Origin of the sequence: Rhizobium altiplani (genome assembly GCF_001542405.1) — a bacterium.
GTDB lineage: Bacteria > Pseudomonadota > Alphaproteobacteria > Rhizobiales > Rhizobiaceae > Rhizobium > Rhizobium altiplani.
This window is the reverse complement of record NZ_LNCD01000120.1, coordinates 53,465-71,799: the sequence shown is the minus strand read 5'-3', so window position 1 is coordinate 71,799 and position 18,335 is coordinate 53,465. Positions and strand designations below refer to the sequence as shown.

Below are 18,335 nucleotides of genomic sequence, written 5' to 3'. Positions count from 1 at the left end.
TTAGCGCCGATAGCTGAAGAGACGGATGAGGACGAAGACCGGGATCACGACGGTCGCACCAAGCAACAGATAATCGCCGACACGTCCCAAAGCGGCAAAGCCGCGATGCCAGACTTCCAGAACGAAATTGCGGAAGCCGTAGACGAAATCCAGCGGCGCCCAGCCGAACACGGCCATGATGAAGCCGACGATCAGCGATACGACCAAAAGCTTGACCAATGTGCGGCCGAGGGAATCGCCGAGAAACTTGTTCACCTGATCGGACATGCGCCATCTCCTGTTTGTCCCTGAAATACGGGCGCGGAACGCCGCTCGCAAGCCTTTTTCAGGTCTGGCGTCTCCGCCTCTGAAATAGGACTTGAGTTTTTTTGTGACCGCAGCCAAATGCGGGCCGATCCCAATAGGTCTTCACCATGCAGCCCAACCAGCTCACTTCAGGCGACGTGATCGCCGATCGCCGCGCCGACTACGCCAAGATGCTCGACGAAAGCGGCGAACCGGACGCAGCCGCCGAATTGATGGAGCAGGCGTTGGAACTCGTGCCGGGCTGGGCGGCCGGCTGGTATCGGCTGGCCGGCTACCGCGAAAAGGCCGGCGATAAGTCAGGCGCGATCGACGCCTACCGGCGCACTTTGGAGGTCAGTCCGGACGATATTTTCGGAGCCGAGCTCAAGCTCGCTTTGCTTGGCGACGTCGAGACGCCGGACCAGCCGCCGAGCAGCTATGTCGAGCGATTGTTCGACGACTATGCCGATCGCTTCGAGACGTCGCTGGTGGAGAAGCTCGATTACAGCGTTCCCGCCAAGCTTGCGACGCTCGTCGCGACGACCGGCAGGAACTATGCGTTGGCCGTGGACCTCGGCTGCGGCACCGGCTTGCTCGGACCGGAGATTTGTGATCGCGTTGCGCGCCTCGAGGGGTTCGATCTGTCGCAGAACATGCTCGCCAAGGCTGCCGAGAAGCATATCTACGATCACTTGGCGCAAGCCGATCTGTCGCTGGCTCCGGAAGCGACCGGCCTCTTTGTCGAGGGAGCGACGCATCGTGCCGACCTCGTCACTGCCGCGGATGTGTTGATGTATCTCGGCAATCTCGAGAGTGTGTTCGAGGCGGTTTCAGAGCTTGTCTTGCCGGGCGCCGATTTCGCATTTTCAGTCGAGGACGCGGGTGAGGGCGATGGCTTTCATCTCGCGCCGTCGCTGCGCTACGCCCATTCCGAAAGCTATATACGCGCGCTCTGCGCCCGCCACGGTCTCGAGGTCATCGCCGTCAGCAAGACGCCCATTCGCAAAGATGGCTCAAACATCATTTCTGGTATCCTGTTCCTTACGCGCAAGGCGGGATAGCGGAACGATTCTTGCGAAGTGAATAATAGGTCAGCATTGCTTACATATTTCGCTTGATTGCACTGCGAAAGCGCCTGATAATCCTGGCTAATTCAGTAGGGTTCTTTCAGGATTTCGAGGCGCCCGGGATCATTCATCACCTACATTTCGTCACGCTCGGGTCTCGCCCTGGCGGATATGAACATGTCTGCCGTTTGGGGATCAACGACAATGGCACAGCTCTTCAATGCCCTCGGTTTCTGGAATACCAGCGCCACTCGCCATACACCGGTCGAAGACGTCCAGGGGATTTTCTCCGGCAGCCTTATTGCGGCGCTCGGGCTTTATGTTCTGGCCAGCGCCGGCCTTCTGACCGGCAGCACCGCCGGCGTCGCGTTTCTGCTCCACTACGCCTTCGGCGTGAACTTCGGTCTCGCCTTCTTCCTGCTCAACCTGCCGTTCTTTTATCTTTCGTGGACGCGGCTCGGCATGGCCTTCACGGTCAAGACATTTATCGCGATCGGCCTGACATCGCTCATGACCAGCCTGCAGCCGAAGGTCATGGACATTTCCGCCATCCATCCGGCCTGGGCGGCTCTTCTCGGCGGTCTGCTGCTGGGTTTCGGCCTTCTGGCGCTCTATCGCCACCGCGCCAGCCTCGGTGGGGTCGGCATCCTGGGCGTCTATATGCAGGAGCGTTTCGGCATCCGCGCCGGCCTCGTGCAGATGGCGATCGACCTTTGTGTGCTGGCCGCAGCCTTCTTTGTCGCCACGCCACCGGTGGTTTTCTATTCCGTTCTAGGCGCGGTGGTGCTGAACCTCTTCGTGGCCGTCAACCACCGCGCCGATCGCTACATCGCGCTTTAGGCAGCCCGTGCCGGCTTGTCGATCGGGTGCTGCGAGCGGAGGCCGACTGCCAGCCGGTTCCAGACATTGATCGTGCCGATCGCGACCGTGATCTTGGTGATCTCTTCTTCCGTGAAGTGGGCCTTCAGGGCTTCGAAATCGGCGTCCGGTGCGCCGGTTTCGGCGATACGGGTCACGGCATCGACCCAGCCGAGAAGGGCGCGTTCCTTGGCGTCATAGATCGGCGATTCCCGCCAGACGCACATCAGGTTGATCCACTGTTCGCTAAGCCCGTCATGCCGGGATTCCTTCACGTGCATGTCGACGCAATAGGCGCAGCCGTTGATCTGCGAGGCGCGCAGCTTGATCAGATGGATGAAGCGGCGCTCAAGGCCCGATTCCTGAACATACTGCTCGAGGGCGGCGACCGCCTTGTAAGCGTCCGGCGCGGCCTTGGCGAAGTTGAAACGTGCTTGCATGGTTCATTCTCCTTTTGGGGTTCAGCGGCTCAGCGAGCCGCTCTGCGTTCATTGATCTCAAGGAAGGCGCAGCCGCGGGCGGCGATCCCGCCGTCGTCATCAGCAGCGAGCTGCACCAGGATGTCGGCGATGCTGGTCTTGGCGAGTTCGGCGCGGTAGACGCGCTCGGCCCTCAGCATCGCCGCGCTGATCTGGCACGGTTTGGTGAAATAGCTCCCTGGAAGCTGGTTCGGCCCGCGCTGGCGGATCTCGCCGCAGCGAAAAGCCGGCTCCGGCCCTTCGACAGCAAGGACGATGTCGAGAAGGCTGATCTCCTCTGTCGGCTTCGCCAACTTGTATCCGCCCTTCGGCCCCGGAACCGTGCTCACGATACCTGCGCCGGAAAGCGCCTGCAGATGCTTCAGAAGATAGCTCGTCGAAACGCCATGGAACTCTGCGAGTGCCGCGGCCGAGAGCACCCCGCCTTCGGAAAGGCCGGCCAGCATGGAAACGCTGTGTATCGCCTGCTCGACTCCATCACCCAGTTTCATCAGACCATCCTCAATTCGTGGATAAAAAATATCTATGATTATTGCACCTGTCAAGCGGCTATATGCGAAGGATCGGATAGACGTGCGCATTTTGGTCGTCCGGGGTTGTGAAGCGGGACGGATTCGCTAAAGTCGGCCCCGTTGGGCAAAAACAATTCCAATAAGGGAACAGCAATGAGAAAGACGATTTTCCTGGCGGCCGCTGCCTTGCTTGCGGCGACGCACCTCGCATCCGCCGAGGACACGATCCGCATCGCAACGGAAGGTGCCTATCCTCCATTCAACTATGTCGAATCCGACGGCAGCCTGAAGGGCCTCGACGTCGACATGGCCAATGCGCTCTGCGACGAGATGAAGGCCAAGTGCACGATCGTAGCGCAGGATTGGGATGGCATCATCCCCGGGCTCCTGGCCAAGAAATATGACGCCATCATCGCGTCGATGAGCATCACCGAGGAACGCAAGAAGCAGATCGACTTCACGAACAAATACTACACGACGCCGCTTGCGGTTGCCGTGCCGAAGGACAGCCCGCTCAAGGGCGTTTCGGTCGATGACATGAAGGGCAAGACCGTTGGCGCCCAGGCTTCGACCACGCAGGCCGACTACCTGAACGACGTCTACGCCAAGGGCGGCGCCGAAGCGAAGATGTATCCGACGCAGGATGAAGCCGTCGCCGACTTGCAGAACGGTCGTATGGACGCCCTGATCTCCGACAAGTTCGTGGTGGTCGACTGGCTGAACAAGGCAGGCAAGGATTGCTGCAAGTTGCTCGGCGACGTCCCCGGTACGGAAACGCAGGCCGGCATCGGCATCCGCCAGGGCGAGACCGAGCTGAAGGAGCGCTTCAACAAGGCCATCGACGCGCTCGTTGCCAACGGGAAGTACAAGGAAATCACCAAGAAGTACTTCCCCTTCGACATCTACTGATCGCTTGCCGATCCAATCGCGCGGAGGCCAAAAGCCTCCGCGCCCTCTGATCAAGTCCATCCGATGAAAACAGATATCCTCGTCCTCGGTGCCGGCATTGTCGGCGTCAGTGCGGCCATTCATTTGCAGGATCGCGGCCGCTCCGTCGTGCTTGCCGACCGCGGCGAACCGGGCGGCGGCACCAGCTACGGCAATGCCGGGCTGATCGAGCGTTCCTCCGTCGTTCCCTACGCCTTCCCACGACAGCTCGGCGCGATTGCCAAGTATGCGCTGAACAATTCATCGGATGTCCGTTACGATCCGGCCTACCTGCCGCGCATCGCGAAATGGCTGGCGCGCTACTGGTGGCATTCCTCGCCGACCAATCTGGAAAAGGCGACACGGGCGCTGCTGCCATTGATCGAAGCCAGTGTCACCGAACACGACAAACTGATTGGCCGCGCCGGCGCCTCCGACCTCATCCGCGAGCGCGGCTGGATGTCGTTCTACAAGAACCCGCGCCGTTTCGAGGCTGCCCGTGCGGAAGCCGAGGGCCTGTCCGCCCATGGTCTGGCGATCCGTATTCTCGATGCCAGCGAGTTTCTGGCGATGGAGCCTGCCTTCGCCGCGCGCGGTGGAAGCATCGCCGGCGCCGTCCACTGGCTCGACCCGAAGACCGTAACCGATCCACAGGCGCTGACGGCAGCCTATGCCAACCTCTTCACGGCAGCCGACGGCACGGTCGTCCGAGCTGACGCCTCCGCTCTTCGCGAGGAGAAGAACGGCTGGTCGATCACGACAGCCGAAGGCGAGATCATCGAAGCCGGCGAGGTCGTCGTTGCCCTCGGCCCGCAATCCGGCCTGATCTTCCGCAAGCTCGGCTATTCCTTGCCGCTGGCGGTCAAGCGCGGCTACCACCGGCATTATGCGCAGCGCGAAGGCCAGCCGCTCGGCCACTCCGTCGTCGACGAGGAAGCCGGCTACGTGCTGGCGCCGATGGCGCGCGGTATCCGGTTGACGACGGGCATCGAATTTGCTGCGCCCGATGCGCCGCCGAACACCATCCAGCTCCGCCGCGACGAGGCTCAGGCCCGCGCGCTCTTCCCGCTCGGTGAGCCGGTGGAGGCCACGCCCTGGCTCGGCCTGCGTCCCTGCCTGCCCGACATGCGCCCGGTGATCGGACCGGCGCCGCGCCATCGCGGCGTTTGGTTCAATTTCGGCCACGCCCATCACGGCCTGACGCTCGGCCCGGCAAGTGGCCGGCTGCTGGCCGAGCAGATGGCCGGCAACGACACGTTTGCCGATCCGAAGCCCTTCCACCCGCATCGCTTCCTGTAGTTACAAGGTCTGCCATTCTATTTCTGCAGCCGCTGCATTACCTTTAGGGCCGTGGACCAGATCGATTCCGAAGCCCGCGTTGTCCTGCCTCAGCCTTTCACCCGCTGGTTCGCGGACAAGGGATGGCGTCCACGCGCCCATCAGCTGGAATTGCTGGCCCGCGCCGAGGCTGGTGAAAGCACTCTGCTGATCGCGCCAACCGGCGCCGGCAAGACGCTCGCCGGCTTTCTGCCATCGCTGACCGACCTGACGCGTCGCGGCAAGATCCTCCCGGGCTCCGCCTTCACCGGTATCCACACGCTTTACATCTCGCCACTGAAGGCGCTTGCCGTCGACATCGAGCGAAACCTGATGAAGCCAGTGGAGGAAATGGTCCTGCCGGTGACGGTCGAAAACCGCACCGGCGACACGCCCGTTGCCAAGCGCCAGCGCCAGAGATTGAGCCCGCCCGACATTCTGCTGACCACCCCCGAGCAAGTGGCCTTGCTGCTCGCCAGCCGCGAGGCAGAGCGCTTTTTCAAGGACCTCAAATACGTCGTTTTCGACGAACTGCATTCGCTCGTCACCTCGAAGCGGGGCCACATGCTTTCGCTCGGCCTTGCCCGCCTGCGCCGGCTGGCACCCGCCCTGCAGACGATCGGCCTTTCGGCTACCGTCTCCGACCCGATGGACCTGCAGAAATGGCTAGTCGCGCAGCGGGAAGGCGAGGATCACCACGCCGGATTGGTCATCGTCGAAGGCGGAGCCAAGCCCGACATTTCGATCCTGTCGACCGAGGAGCACATTCCCTGGTCGGGCCATTCGGCGAAATACGCGATCCCCGACGTCTACAAGCAGCTCCTCGACCACCGCACGACGCTGCTCTTCGTCAATACCAGGTCGCAGGCCGAGATGCTGTTCCAGGAACTCTGGACGGTGAACGAGGAAAACCTGCCGATCGCGCTGCATCACGGCTCGCTCGATGTCGGCCAGCGCCGCAAGGTGGAGGCCGCGATGGCGGCAAACCGGCTGCGGGCGGTTGTCGCCACCTCGACGCTCGACCTCGGCATCGACTGGGGCGATGTCGATCTAGTCGTCCATGTCGGCGCGCCAAAGGGAGCCTCGCGGCTTGCCCAGCGCATCGGCCGCGCCAACCACCGCATGGACGAGCCGTCGAAGGCGATCCTCGTGCCCGCCAACCGCTTCGAGGTGATGGAATGCCAGGCAGCACTCGACGCGAACTATATCGGCGCGCAGGACACGCCGCCGGTCGGGAAGGGCGCGCTTGATGCTCTGGCGCAGCATGTGCTCGGCATGGCCTGCGCCGAACCTTTCGATATGCTGGAACTCTTCGACGAGATATTGAGCGCCTCGCCATACGCCGATCTCTCGTGGGAGACCTTCGAGCGCGTCGTTGATTTCGTCGCGACGGGCGGCTATGCGCTGCGCACCTATGAGCGCTATGCCCGGATCCGCAAGACCAAGGAAGGACGCTGGCGCGTCTCAAATCCCCAGGTCGCCCAGCAATACCGGCTGAACCTCGGCACCATCGTTGAAAGCCCGATGCTCAACCTGCGCATGGTCAAGCGCGGCGAAGGCGGCAGGATCGGCCGCGGCGGTGCGACGCTGGGCAAGGTCGAGGAATACTTCCTCGAGCAGCTTTCGCCCGGCGACACCTTCATCTTCGCAGGCAAGGTGCTACGTTTCGAGGGCATCCGCGAGAACGAGGCGCTTGCCTCGCAGGCCTTCTCGATGGATCCGAAGATCCCATCCTATGCCGGCGGCAAGTTTCCTCTTTCCACCTATCTGGCGGACCAGGTGCGCTCGATGATAGCAGATCCCGACCGCTGGCGCCGCCTGCCGGACCAGGTGCGCGACTGGCTGGCGATCCAGCAGGAAAAGTCGATGCTGACGAAGCGCGACGAGCTCTTGATCGAGACCTTTCCGCGCGGAAGCCGCTGCTACATGGTGATCTACCCCTTCGAGGGACGACTGGCGCACCAGACGCTCGGCATGCTGCTGACCCGGCGCCTCGAGCGAGCCGGCGCCAAGCCTCTCGGCTTCGTCGCGACGGATTATTCGCTCGGCATCTGGGGCTTCGAGGACATGGGGCTGATGATCCGCAACGGCCGGCTCAGCCTTGCCGATCTCTTCGACGAGGACATGCTGGGCGACGATCTCGAAAGCTGGCTCGACGAATCTTTCCTTTTGAAGCGAACCTTCCGCAATTGTGCCGTGATTGCAGGTTTGATCGAGCGCCGTCACCCGGGCAAGGAAAAGACCGGGCGCCAGGTCACGGTCTCGGCCGATCTGATCTATGATGTGCTGAGAACCCACGAGCCGGATCACATTCTGCTGCAGGCGACGCGGCAGGATGCGGCAAGCGGGCTTTTGGATATTTCCCGGCTTGGCGATATGCTGAGGCGAATCAAGGGCCATATCACGCATCGCGCGCTCGACCACATCTCGCCGCTGGCGGTCCCCGTCATGCTGGAGATCGGCAAGGAGCCAGTGCATGGCGAGGCGCATGATGCCGTGCTGGCGGAAGCCGCCGACGACCTGATCGCCGAGGCGCTGGCTTAGAATAAGTCCCGGATAGGTTCGCGCCGGCTTACCATCCGGAATGCCCGATACGGAGATAGGGAGCGACCCGGAGGGGAGCTTCCGAGACCAAGGACTGACCCGAGTGATGAACCGCCTGGCGCTTGCGCGTGAACTGAACGGACTGGCCGCGCGACCGGGCGTCGAGACTTCGGTCCACGGCGTTGCCGCCGTCTGCGATCCACTCGGCGCGCTCTACATGCCCGATGCCGGCATTCTCGTCGTGTCCGACCTGCATCTCGAAAAGGGTGCGGCCTTCGCCCGTCGCGGCATGATGCTGCCGCCCTACGATACGCTGGCGACGCTGACCGTGCTTTCGGCCGTCATCACCCGCTACGACCCGAAGCTGGTGGTCTCGCTCGGCGACAATTTCCACGACCGCGTCGGCTCGGCGCATCTGCCCGAGTCGTTCCGCAGCCTGATTGCGGAAATGGCGCGCGGCCGCGAATGGATCTGGATCAACGGCAATCATGATCCTGACGGCACTGTCGATCTGCCGGGTGCTTCCGTCGACGAGATGCATTACGGCGGTCTGACCTTCCGCCACGAGCCGAGAGGCGGGCTGCAGCAGGGCGAGATCGCCGGGCACCTGCATCCGGCCGCAACCGTCCGCCGCCGCGAAAAATCCGTCCGCCGGCCGTGCTTTGCCACCGACGGCGTTCGCCTGCTGATGCCGGCCTTCGGCGTCATGACCGGCGGCCTCGACCTTCGCCACAAGGCGATGAAGGGCCTGTTCGATCACACTGCGCTCATCGCCCACCTCCTTGGGCGCGACCGGATCTACTCGGTCAGGTTTGGCAACCTGGTGGGTTAAGCGCGCGATAGGCGACCGGCGTGCAAACCGCCGTCGCGCTAGTCGCCGAAATAGTAGAGCGGCTGGCGAGTGAGCTCACCACGGCCGAGATGGCCGTACACATCGTTTCCCAGAATCCAGAAGGAAATCGCCTGTGTCTTCGTGTTGAAGATGTAGTCGCCGGAGATCCAGTGTTCCGCTTTGTTGCCAGAAAGCGCATACAGATAGTCGCCAACCTCATACATGACCGCCCGGTGCGAGTTGTAATCGTATAAGTAGCGCTCGGCCATCTATTCTCCTGATTCTATTTCGGAAAGAATCCCATGCTCCCGAATGTATTGTCAAACAATACTGTAGATGTACGAAGATCGACCCAATTTTGTTTGGTTCGTGTTGTATAGTGTTTCTATTGGACGTTCCCAGTGAAGGCCTTAATTGCACTCCTGCAATTGCCGCTGATAGGTCACTGCCATGTTGTTGAACCGCTGCGCCGTCTTCTGCAGTTGTGCATTCGAGCGCCAGTCGCCGCGCACGTAACCCTTCGGGCCGGAATAGTAGGCGAGATAGAGGTTGTAGGCATCGTTCAGGGGAATGCCGGTCACCTGGCTGTTTTGCGCGTGGTACCAGCCGATGAAGTCGATCGCATCGGCGAAGTTGGTGCGGCGCGCGGCCCAGCTGCCGGTGGCGGATTGGTAGTGATCCCAGGTGCCGTCGAGCGCTTGCGAATAGCCGTAAGCCGTCGAAGGTCGCGTCCACGGAATGAAGCCGAACAGCTTGGTGCGCGGTGGTCGCGCATAGGGCTGGAAGCCGGACTCGGTATACATGGTCGCCATCAGGATCGGAACTGGAACGCCATACTTGCGCTCCGTCTTTTCCGCCGCGCGCTGCCAGCTCGTGAACATCCCGTCGCGCTGCTCGAAGACGGCGCAGATGTTTCGGGTCTGTTTGGGAGCGGTCGCACAGCCGGCAACAAGTGCCAGAAGCACGAGAGCGGGGAGGGCACGGATACGCATTACAAGAACCTCTCGTTTCCGAGAGATTACTAACTCGTAAATATTAACGAGCGGTTTTTAGCGGAATGCGAGTTGCCACCTGCAAATGGCGGCAGTGCCGCTTAGGACAGTAGCTTTTCCCATCCGGAATTTTGTCAGCGCCCGCCTGCGCTTTTGGACGCTTTGCTGCGTTAAAACGACGAAACCTCGCCGCTCGAAGAACAGTTTGGCCGTCAGGCCCGCTTCCCTTGCCAAACTGCCTGGCTCTGGGCGGCCGCACGAGCGTTGGTTCAAGTGTACTTTGCGCGTGGCCCAAAGGCATTTATTGTCGAAGAATGCCGGGCGCGGTTGGGAGTGTCTGATGTCGGCAGTGCCTTTCTCGAAGATTTCGACGCCGATCAACGCGCTGTTCGCCGCAATTGGTCTCCTGATCGTTGCTGCGCTGACGACGCCCAATCTCGCCGCGGAAGAGCAATTGGCCTTTGAGTTGCTGCTTGCGGCAATTTGGGTGGTCTATGTGCTCCAATTGGTTGGGACGTTGCTCTCACGTCGACAACGCCCCTCGAGCGGGGTGACGGCCCTTTTGATCGATTTGCTTGCCGTTCTGGTTCCGGTCGTTGCATTCCTGTTCGTTGGATCCCGCGATCGGAGCCTGTATTGCGCCATTTGGCTTCTCAAGCCGCTGCGGGACTCGAGCTTCTTCAGGCTGATGGCAAAGGTGGTTGCGAACGAATCGCGCAATCTGCTTGGCGTCACGTCGGTCTTCGGCATCGTTCTCTTTGGTGCCGCGCTGGCCGGTTATGTCATCGAGCGCGACGTCCAGCCAGACAAGTTCGGCAGCATCCCGCAGGCGATGTGGTGGGCCGTCGTGACGCTGTCGACGACCGGCTACGGCGACGAGATCCCGCAGAGCCTCGGAGGGCGGATACTGGCTGGCCTGGTGATGATGAGCGGTATCGGCATTTTTGCGCTTTGGGCCGGTATCCTCGCCACCGGTTTCTACGAAGAGGTTCGCCGCCAGGACTTTGTTCGCAACTGGCAACTGGTCGCCGCCGTACCTCTATTCCAGAAGCTCGGCGCTGCCGCACTCGTCGAGATCGTGCGGGCGCTGCGACCGCGCGTCGTCCCTGCCGGTAGCGTGATCTGTCGCAAGGGTGATATTGGCGATCAGATGTTCTTCATCGTCGAGGGGCGGGTCAGCGTGGCAACCCCCGATCATCCGGTGGAACTTGGCAGCGGAAGCTTCTTCGGCGAGATGGCGCTGATCACGGGCGAGCCGCGATCAGCAACTGTCAGTGCCGCAACTGAGGTGTCGCTGCTGTCGCTCTATGCGGTGGAGTTCCAGATGCTGTCGAGCAGCAGCCCCGAGATCGCAGAGACCATCCGCAAGACTGCGCTTGAGCGACGGGGCGGGCTGCCGAAGGCTTGATCCAATCCGGCTGTGGCTGCGGCAGGGCCGCAGCCATTGACGCTCATGCCTGGACCGGCTCGTAGCGAAGGATCACTGCGCCGTTCTTCGTCGTCGTGCTGTCCAGTAGCCTCAGCGGAAGCTGCCAGTCTCCCGGTTTGAAATGTGGGTTGCCGCCGCCGAGGATGACAGGCACAAGGCACATGCGGATCTCATCCACCAGGCCTTCCTTCAGGAGCGAATCCGCCAGTTCGGCGCTGCCGAATATGAAGATCGACTTGCCGGTTTCGGCCTTCAGCTTCTTGAGTTCCGAGACGGGTTCACTCACGACGCGGGTATTGTTCCAGTCGGCCGTCGTCATCGACCTCGATACGGCTATCTTGGCAATGCCGTTCATATAGGTCCTGATCTTCTCGCCTTCCTCGTCCGTGGCGGTCGGCCAATAGGCGGCCATGCCCTCATATGTCTTGCGGCCGAAGACGAGCAGGTCGCCCTCTTCGCCAAGACGCTCGGAGTACTGTTGCAGTTCGGGACCCCAGACAAGAGTGTGAAAATCGATATCCCACGGCTTCGTCCCTTCGAAATAGCCGTCAAGCGTCATCAGATTCCAAACGATAAGCTTTCTCATCCCTTCGTCCTCCTCGAAACTGGTTGCGACTTGTAACTGGTTGAAGGCTTGGTTGACTGATGGCAAAATGCAAGCAGTTTTGGAGATGCTAATGGACGACGCTCACCGCTCCGGCTGCCCGATCAATCTGACGCTCGAGGTCCTCGGCGATCGCTGGAGCCTCATCGTCATCCGCGACATCATGTTCGGCAATCGGCGCCATTTTCGTGAACTGCTGCAGAATTCGCAGGAGAAAATTGCCTCGAACATTCTGGCCGACCGCCTCCGCCGCCTAGTCGACAGGGGATTGCTGACGCGTGAGGATGATCCAACGCACAAGCAGAAGGCAATCTATAGCCTGACCGAAATGGCGATCCAACTCGTGCCCATCTTCGCGCACATGGGTGCGTGGGGTCGCAGGCATCTTCCGGTTACCGAGGAACTCTCCATTCGGGCGGAGCTTCTGGAGGAGGGGGGCACCGAACTCTGGGAGGAATTCATGGACGAGCTGCGCGCCACGCATCTCGGCAAGAAGCTGCCTGCCGGAACGCCGTCCGTCCTCGCGCGCCTCACCGAAGCCTATCTCGGCGTCGTCGCCCGCAAGACGAAATCCGCCTGATCAATCCTTGCGGAACACCACGCTGGCACCCCAGCCGGTAATGAGTGCCAGGAAGACAGAAACCAGGCCGTAGGCAATCGGCTGCGAGTGCGCCGCGTCGGTAATCATCTGCTCGATGCCCGTCTTGATGACACGCAACGGCACCGACTTCTCAGTGATGAAATTGCCGCTCTTGAAGAGATAGGCTCGAACGGTATGCACGCCGTTCGGAATGTTTGCCGGCAACCGCAGGCTGGCTTTGAAAAGGCTGGAACTGACGAAACGCACGCCGCTCGGGTCGCGATCGTAGAGGCCGCCGTTTTCCTGCAGTCGGCGAAAGGCCTGCCGGAATTCGCCGAGATTGCTGGCGTTGCCGACGAAGCCGACCGGCGTCAGCGGGATGTGGTCGATGCCGATCCCCCTATCGGTGAGGTCGAGCGGCGTGGTGATGTCGTCAAGCATGCGCGAACTCGACATCGAATAGGAGTGCGGCACCGCCTCGAAGGTCATCGATCGCGTATTCATCCAGACGCCGAACACGCGCTCCTTCCGGCGCACGGTCGCGTTTTCTCGCGGCCCCTCGAGAACGACGACCACGTCATATTGGCCGATTGCCAAGAGAAGACTGTCAGTGTTGGTCACGGCTCCAAAGATCGTCAGGTCCGCGCCCCGAAAATCCGAAGTTATGGCGATTTCGCTGGTGGAGGTGCCGATCTCCAGCCCTTCGGTCTTGCTCTGCGCGGCCTGGCCCGGGAGCAGCATCTGCGCCATTGCTGCGGTGGGCAGCAAGAGAACGATAGATAGAAGAGCAGCTAGGAAGCGGTGCATCAATTCGCTCCCATGACGACGGAGTAGACGTCCGCTGGGGTTACGACGAGCGCAACGGCAAGACGAAGGCCGACGGCAAGCACCAGCAGTCCGAGAAGCGCGCGAAGCTGCTCACCGCGCAGCTTCTGTCCGACACGCACGCCATACTGCGCGCCGATCACCCCGGCAATCATTAGGAAAAAGGCGAGCACGATGTCGACCGAGAAGTTCGTCGCCGCCTGCACGACCGTTGTGTAGGCGGTCACGAAGATGATCTGGAATAGCGACGTGCCGACGACCACGTTGGTCGGAATGCGCAGGAGATAGATCATCGCCGGCACCATGATGAAGCCGCCGCCGACGCCCATGACCGATGTCAGGATGCCGATGCCGAAGCCGAGCGCGACGACCGGGATCACACTGAGGAAGATCTTCGACTTCTTGAACCGCATCTTCAGCGGCAGCTTGTGCACCCAATGGTGATGACCGGGGCGCCGCGGTGTCGGCGGCACGTTCTTCGCCGCACGGCGCATGGCACTGACGCTCTCGACCAGCATCAGTCCACCGACCGTGCCGAGAAAGACGACGTAAAGCAAGGAGATGATGAGATCGAGCTGACCGATCCGCCTGAGCAGCGAGAAGATCCAGATGCCGATTGTCGCACCCGTGAGACCCCCAATCAGCAGTACGGTTCCGAGCTTCAGGTCGAGCGATCCACGCCGAAAATGCGTGATGGCGCCGGATATGGAGGAGGCCACGACCTGATTGGCGCCGGTGGCGACGGCAACGACCGGCGGGATGTTGTAGAAGATCAGGAGCGGCGTGATCAGGAAGCCGCCGCCGACACCGAACATTCCGGAGAGAAAGCCGACGGCTGCTCCCATGCCGAGAATGATGAAGATGTTCACCGACAATTCTGCGATAGGCAGATAGATTGTCACAGCAGACCCCAATCTATGAACTGCCCCCACAGGCAGGCGTCTTACATCTTGTTCGAATGGTGCATCATACGGTGAAATCGTTGCCAGAGGATTTCGATTAGCGACACGCGATCCACTCGATAGCGTGATCACTCTCGAATATTCAGGCTTTTTTTGGGTTTTATGACAGACCTTTAGGGGTCGAACCCGACAAAGCGTGCCTAGTGCCGCATCTGGATCGCCGGTTGAATGCGGGACGCCTGCCGACTAGGGTCGGAGCATGATTGTCCGGGGGATTCGCTTGAAGGCAGGATTGGTTCGTTGGTTGCTGATGGCTTGCGTCCTTCAGCCGGTTGCGGCGGAGGCGGAATGGCAACCGATCGAAGAGGTGCGGACCTACGCGGTGACGGGCAGTTCCGGCGCAGCCTTGTACGATTCCATCGGCGTGCACGGTCCCGAGCTTGGCGGCGGTCGGGTGGTGGCGCACACGACTTTCAAGCTGACCTGGACCAGAAAATACGAGCGCCGGGGCGATGCCTGCGTGCTTGCCGTGGCGCGGCCGAAGCTGATCATCACCTACACGCTGCCGAAGCCGACCGGCAAGCTTCCCGCTGCCACCCAGGCAAGCTGGGCGACCTTCATTGCCGGCATCGAAACGCATGAGCGGGTGCACGGGGACTATATCGAGCAGATGGTCCGGGACATCGAGGCGATGAGCGTCGGCTTTTCCGCCGACAATGACCCGGATTGCCGCAAGATCCGGGTCGAACTCACCAAGCGGCTCGGCGAACTCTCGGCGCAACAGCGACAGCAGGGCCGCGATTTCGACAAGGCGGAGATGAGCGAGGGCGGCAATATTCGCCGCCTCGTCCTGCAGCTCGTGAACGGCCCCTGAGGGCCGTTCGAACCTATGGCGGTTCAGCCCAAAGCGGCAGCGGCCACCGGCGCGAGGTGCGGCCAGACCTCGAGGGCGCCGCGATAGATCATGCTCAGCGCCACGTAGACGATGATGGCAAGGCCGAGATAGGCGATCCAGTGGTAGCGGTTGAGCAGGCGCGCGATGAAGTTCGCCGCAATACCCATCATCGCAATCGACAGGATGAGGCCGATGACGAGGATCGTCGGATGTTCGCGGGCAGCCCCCGCAACGGCGAGCACGTTGTCGAGCGACATCGACACGTCGGCAATGACGATCTGGCTGGCTGCCTGGAAGAAGGTCTTCTTCGGCGCCGCTGCGTCTCCTTCGGCACCCTCCACTTCGCCGCTGCCGTTGCGCAGATCGCGCCACATCTTCCAGCAGACCCAGAGCAGGAGAATACCGCCGGCCAGCAGCAGGCCGATGATCTCGAGAAGCTGGACGGTAACGCTGGCGAGCGCGATACGCAGCACGGTGGCAGCAAGAATACCGACGAGGATCGCCTTCTTGCGTTGGTCGGCCGGCAATCCGGCGGCGGCAAGACCGATGACGACGGCGTTGTCGCCGGCAAGCACGAGGTCGATGAGAATGACCTGCAAGAGCGCCAGCAAGCCGGCCGAGGTGAAAATTTCCATAATCTGATAATCCCTGACATATGCGAAACGCCCGCCGGCGCGCCGATAACGCATAAATGATCGCTGATCGGCTGATCAAGGGGCGAGGACCTATTGTGGAAAAGTTCTGTCGCCCGTTGCAGTTCCGCCTGGTCGACAAACGACCTTCATTTTCCTGACGTAGAGTTCTTTGCATGGCCTGGGATTGGCCATTACGCCGCGAACGTGCTAGCGAGAGCCGCAAAAAGCCCCGGCCGGCATGATCGAGGGGCGCAGCAACGCTTTCGGACTCCACGCAGACATGATTCGTATCGAGAATATCAGCAAGCAGAACAGCCACCGCATCCTCTTCATCGAAGCCTCCGCAGCCCTCAACAGAGGCGAGAAGATCGGCCTCGTCGGCCCGAATGGCGCCGGCAAGACGACGCTCTTTCGCATGATCACCGGGCAGGAGCAGCCCGATGAAGGCCAGGTCGCGGCCGAAAAGGGCGTGACGATCGGCTATTTCAATCAGGATGTCGGCGAGATGGCCGGCCGTAGCGCCGTGGCCGAGGTCATGGAAGGTGCTGGGCCTGTCAGCGTCGTCGCGGCCGAGTTGCGTGAACTCGAAGCGGAAATGGTCGATCCCGACAAGCTCGACGAAATGGACCGGATCATCGAGCGCTATGGCGAAGTCCAGGCACGGTACGAGGAGCTGGACGGCTACGCTTTGGAGGGCCGTGCACGCGAAGTGCTGGCAGGCCTGAGCTTCACCCAGGAAATGATGGACGGTGATGTCGGCGCACTGTCGGGCGGTTGGAAAATGCGCGTGGCGCTCGCCCGCATTCTCCTGATGCGTCCGGATGTCATGCTGCTCGACGAGCCGAGCAACCACCTGGACCTGGAAAGCCTGATCTGGCTGGAAGAATTCCTGAAGACCTATGACGGGGCGCTTCTGATGACCTCGCACGACCGCGAGTTCATGAACCGCATCGTTGGCAAGATCATCGAGATCGACGCCGGCTCGTTGAACAGCTACTCCGGCGATTACGGGTTCTACGAACAGCAGCGGGCGCAGAACGAGAAACAGCAGCAGGCGCAGTTCGAGCGCCAGCAGGCGATGCTTGCCAAGGAAATCAAGTTCATCGAGCGTTTCAAGGCGCGCGCATCGCACGCCTCGCAGGTGCAGAGCCGCGTCAAGAAGCTGGGGAAGATCGACCGCGTCGAGCCACCGAAGCGCCGCCAGACGGTCGCCTTCGACTTCCTGCCGGCCCCGCGCTCCGGCGAAGACGTGATCAACCTCAAAAACGTCCACAAGAAGTACGGCAGCCGAACCATTTACGAAGGCCTGGACTTCATGGTCCGCCGCAAGGAGCGTTGGTGCATCATGGGCATCAACGGTGCCGGCAAGTCGACCCTGCTGAAGCTGGTTGCTGGTTCCGCCGAGCCGGACCAGGGCAGCGTTGCCCTCGGCGCCAGCGTCAAGATGGGCTATTTCGCCCAGCACGCCATGGATATCCTCGATGGCGAGCGGACAGTGCTGGAATGGCTGGAGGATTCCTTCCCGCAGGCAGGGCAGGCGCCGCTGAGAGCGCTGGCCGGCTGCTTCGGCTTCTCCGGCGACGACGTCGAAAAGAAGTGCCGCGTGCTGTCGGGTGGCGAAAAGGCGCGGCTTGTCATGGCCAAGATGCTCTTCGATCCGCCGAACCTGCTGGTACTCGATGAGCCGACCAACCACCTGGACCTCGACACCAAGGAAATGCTGATCAAGGCGCTGTCGCAATACGAGGGCACGATGCTGTTTGTCTCGCACGACCGGCATTTCCTCGCGGCGCTTTCCAACCGCGTGCTGGAACTGACGCCTGACGGCATCCACCAATATGGCGGCGGCTACACGGAATACGTCGAGCGCACCGGTTACGAGGCGCCTGGCCTGCGGGGCTGAGGATAACGGGCGCCTGTCGACCTGCAGGTTCGATGCGAAGCCGCTATCGTGACGGCCACTGCATGGGCCTCGCCGGGGTCCTTCAAAGGGCGCCGTTACGATCGGCAATTTGGCGCTGCCGGCAGGCCGTAGCGACCGGGGAAGGCGGCGCGCCGCGGCCGGAGTTCCGGTTGCCGCAGCGCCGCCTCAGCCAGGCGACGCTTCAGATCGCGGAACTCCTCCGTGTCGTCAGCAGTCGTCCGTTGCATCGTTCCCATCATTCGAAGGATGGTCTGGCGCCGGTCCTCGTTGGCGCGCGTGCAAGGCGGGAAGTAAGGGTGATAGCCGGCATCGTGGTGCATCTGTGCCGCCGTCAGCCTGCCCCTGCAGGCCCGGGCACGACGGCAGGTGGCGATGGAGCAATCTTTCCAGAAGCCGCACTCGCTGGCGGCCAGCCGTGTGATGACGCATCCGCCGGATCGCGCCTTTTCCTCGTCATCGACCAGTCCGCCATCCTCGAAATTCATGGCCTCGACGACGGCGAGCACGTCGACAACGGGCAGGGCGAGAAGTCTTTTCAGGAACAGGCTGCTTCGCATGCGTCTCCTCCACGGCAGCTCCGCCGCCATGTTTTCGACCATCGATCCGGAGAGCCCACGCAAATGCGGAACCTCACTGGTTAGATTTATTGTGGCTCCGCATTTGCGTGGCCTTCGGCGTTCTTCGGGATATCCCTACCCCTTCAGGCGATCGCCTCGTCTCGCTGCGTC

The 18,335-nt window shown here is 61.6% G+C and carries 20 protein-coding genes; 10 read left to right on the top strand and 10 right to left on the bottom strand.

Annotated features, from left to right (window positions below):
• Nucleotides 1-267 (bottom strand): DUF6460 domain-containing protein, encoded by a 267-nt coding sequence (locus AS026_RS27565; protein ID WP_018858604.1) that lies wholly within the window; start codon nucleotides 265-267, stop codon nucleotides 1-3.
• A 146-nt stretch (nucleotides 268-413) separates the two neighbouring features.
• On the opposite strand from AS026_RS27565, the gene AS026_RS27560 reads away from it, so the two are divergent.
• Together AS026_RS27560 and AS026_RS27555 are read left to right on the top strand one after the other, a co-directional pair.
• The gene (locus AS026_RS27560) at nucleotides 414-1,346 is read left to right on the top strand and encodes a class I SAM-dependent methyltransferase (RefSeq protein ID WP_062373287.1); all 933 of its coding nucleotides are present in this window, start codon (nucleotides 414-416) and stop codon (nucleotides 1,344-1,346) included.
• A 210-nt stretch (nucleotides 1,347-1,556) separates the two neighbouring features.
• The gene (locus AS026_RS27555; protein WP_062373283.1) at nucleotides 1,557-2,192 is read left to right on the top strand and encodes a YitT family protein; all 636 of its coding nucleotides are present in this window, start codon (nucleotides 1,557-1,559) and stop codon (nucleotides 2,190-2,192) included.
• Here AS026_RS27555 and AS026_RS27550 read toward each other — a convergent pair.
• Nucleotides 2,189-2,650: a carboxymuconolactone decarboxylase family protein gene (locus AS026_RS27550; protein ID WP_062373277.1), complete on the bottom strand. Its 462-nt coding sequence runs from the start codon at nucleotides 2,648-2,650 to the stop codon at nucleotides 2,189-2,191. The two genes, AS026_RS27555 and AS026_RS27550, sit on opposite strands and share 4 nt — an antisense overlap.
• Before the next feature lie 29 nt (nucleotides 2,651-2,679).
• Nucleotides 2,680-3,180 carry an RrF2 family transcriptional regulator gene (locus AS026_RS27545; protein WP_062373274.1) on the bottom strand — a complete coding sequence of 167 codons (501 nt, stop codon included), beginning with the start codon at nucleotides 3,178-3,180 and terminating at the stop codon, nucleotides 2,680-2,682.
• Between the two features lie 174 nt (nucleotides 3,181-3,354).
• On the opposite strand from AS026_RS27545, the gene AS026_RS27540 reads away from it, so the two are divergent.
• The 4 genes from AS026_RS27540 (at nucleotide 3,355) to pdeM (ending at nucleotide 8,821) form a co-directional block, all read left to right on the top strand.
• Nucleotides 3,355-4,110, top strand: a complete 756-nt coding sequence (locus tag AS026_RS27540) for an ABC transporter substrate-binding protein (protein ID WP_018858599.1) — start codon at nucleotides 3,355-3,357, stop codon at nucleotides 4,108-4,110.
• 63 nt (nucleotides 4,111-4,173) lie between these two features.
• Nucleotides 4,174-5,427, top strand: a complete 1,254-nt coding sequence (locus tag AS026_RS27535; protein WP_062373271.1) for an NAD(P)/FAD-dependent oxidoreductase — start codon at nucleotides 4,174-4,176, stop codon at nucleotides 5,425-5,427.
• Between the two features lie 51 nt (nucleotides 5,428-5,478).
• Complete coding sequence (locus AS026_RS27530) at nucleotides 5,479-7,989, top strand: ligase-associated DNA damage response DEXH box helicase (protein ID WP_062373268.1); 2,511 nt, start codon at nucleotides 5,479-5,481, stop codon at nucleotides 7,987-7,989.
• Between the two features lie 106 nt (nucleotides 7,990-8,095).
• Complete coding sequence (gene pdeM / locus AS026_RS27525) at nucleotides 8,096-8,821, top strand: ligase-associated DNA damage response endonuclease PdeM (RefSeq protein ID WP_062373265.1); 726 nt, start codon at nucleotides 8,096-8,098, stop codon at nucleotides 8,819-8,821.
• Nucleotides 8,822-8,859: 38 nt separating this feature from the next.
• Here the strand turns inward: pdeM and AS026_RS27520 are convergent, their stop codons facing one another.
• Complete coding sequence (locus AS026_RS27520) at nucleotides 8,860-9,090, bottom strand: hypothetical protein (RefSeq protein ID WP_062373262.1); 231 nt, start codon at nucleotides 9,088-9,090, stop codon at nucleotides 8,860-8,862.
• Between the two features lie 141 nt (nucleotides 9,091-9,231).
• Nucleotides 9,232-9,813 (bottom strand): transglycosylase SLT domain-containing protein, encoded by a 582-nt coding sequence (locus AS026_RS27515; protein ID WP_018858594.1) that lies wholly within the window; start codon nucleotides 9,811-9,813, stop codon nucleotides 9,232-9,234.
• Nucleotides 9,814-10,153: 340 nt separating this feature from the next.
• On the opposite strand from AS026_RS27515, the gene AS026_RS27510 reads away from it, so the two are divergent.
• Nucleotides 10,154-11,221, top strand: a complete 1,068-nt coding sequence (locus AS026_RS27510) for a cyclic nucleotide-gated ion channel (RefSeq protein ID WP_062373258.1) — start codon at nucleotides 10,154-10,156, stop codon at nucleotides 11,219-11,221.
• A 43-nt stretch (nucleotides 11,222-11,264) separates the two neighbouring features.
• Here the strand turns inward: AS026_RS27510 and AS026_RS27505 are convergent, their stop codons facing one another.
• Nucleotides 11,265-11,828 carry a dihydrofolate reductase family protein gene (locus AS026_RS27505; RefSeq protein WP_062373254.1) on the bottom strand — a complete coding sequence of 188 codons (564 nt, stop codon included), beginning with the start codon at nucleotides 11,826-11,828 and terminating at the stop codon, nucleotides 11,265-11,267.
• Nucleotides 11,829-11,919: 91 nt separating this feature from the next.
• On the opposite strand from AS026_RS27505, the gene AS026_RS27500 reads away from it, so the two are divergent.
• Nucleotides 11,920-12,426 (top strand): winged helix-turn-helix transcriptional regulator, encoded by a 507-nt coding sequence (locus AS026_RS27500; protein WP_062373250.1) that lies wholly within the window; start codon nucleotides 11,920-11,922, stop codon nucleotides 12,424-12,426.
• Here AS026_RS27500 and AS026_RS27495 read toward each other — a convergent pair whose 3' ends face one another.
• Together AS026_RS27495 and AS026_RS27490 are read right to left on the bottom strand one after the other, a co-directional pair.
• Nucleotides 12,427-13,233 carry a TIGR02186 family protein gene (locus AS026_RS27495; RefSeq protein ID WP_062373247.1) on the bottom strand — a complete coding sequence of 269 codons (807 nt, stop codon included), beginning with the start codon at nucleotides 13,231-13,233 and terminating at the stop codon, nucleotides 12,427-12,429.
• On the bottom strand, nucleotides 13,233-14,153 hold the full coding sequence (locus AS026_RS27490) for a sulfite exporter TauE/SafE family protein (RefSeq protein WP_018858589.1): 921 nt from the start codon (nucleotides 14,151-14,153) through the stop codon (nucleotides 13,233-13,235). Before AS026_RS27490 ends, AS026_RS27495 begins: the two co-directional genes overlap by 1 nt.
• 310 nt (nucleotides 14,154-14,463) lie before the next feature.
• Here AS026_RS27490 and AS026_RS27485 point away from each other — a divergent pair, with 310 nt between their 5' ends.
• Nucleotides 14,464-15,027, top strand: a complete 564-nt coding sequence (locus AS026_RS27485) for a DUF922 domain-containing Zn-dependent protease (protein ID WP_062373245.1) — start codon at nucleotides 14,464-14,466, stop codon at nucleotides 15,025-15,027.
• Nucleotides 15,028-15,050: 23 nt separating this feature from the next.
• Here AS026_RS27485 and AS026_RS27480 read toward each other — a convergent pair whose 3' ends face one another.
• The gene (locus AS026_RS27480; RefSeq protein ID WP_062373483.1) at nucleotides 15,051-15,683 is read right to left on the bottom strand and encodes a TerC family protein; all 633 of its coding nucleotides are present in this window, start codon (nucleotides 15,681-15,683) and stop codon (nucleotides 15,051-15,053) included.
• A 280-nt stretch (nucleotides 15,684-15,963) separates the two neighbouring features.
• On the opposite strand from AS026_RS27480, the gene AS026_RS27475 reads away from it, so the two are divergent.
• On the top strand, nucleotides 15,964-17,586 hold the full coding sequence (locus AS026_RS27475) for an ABC-F family ATP-binding cassette domain-containing protein (RefSeq protein WP_062373479.1): 1,623 nt from the start codon (nucleotides 15,964-15,966) through the stop codon (nucleotides 17,584-17,586).
• Nucleotides 17,587-17,681: 95 nt separating this feature from the next.
• Here the strand turns inward: AS026_RS27475 and AS026_RS27470 are convergent, their stop codons facing one another.
• A complete protein-coding gene (locus AS026_RS27470; RefSeq protein ID WP_062373242.1) occupies nucleotides 17,682-18,164 on the bottom strand; it encodes a hypothetical protein in 483 nt (160 codons plus the stop codon).
• Nucleotides 18,165-18,335 lie beyond the last annotated feature (171 nt).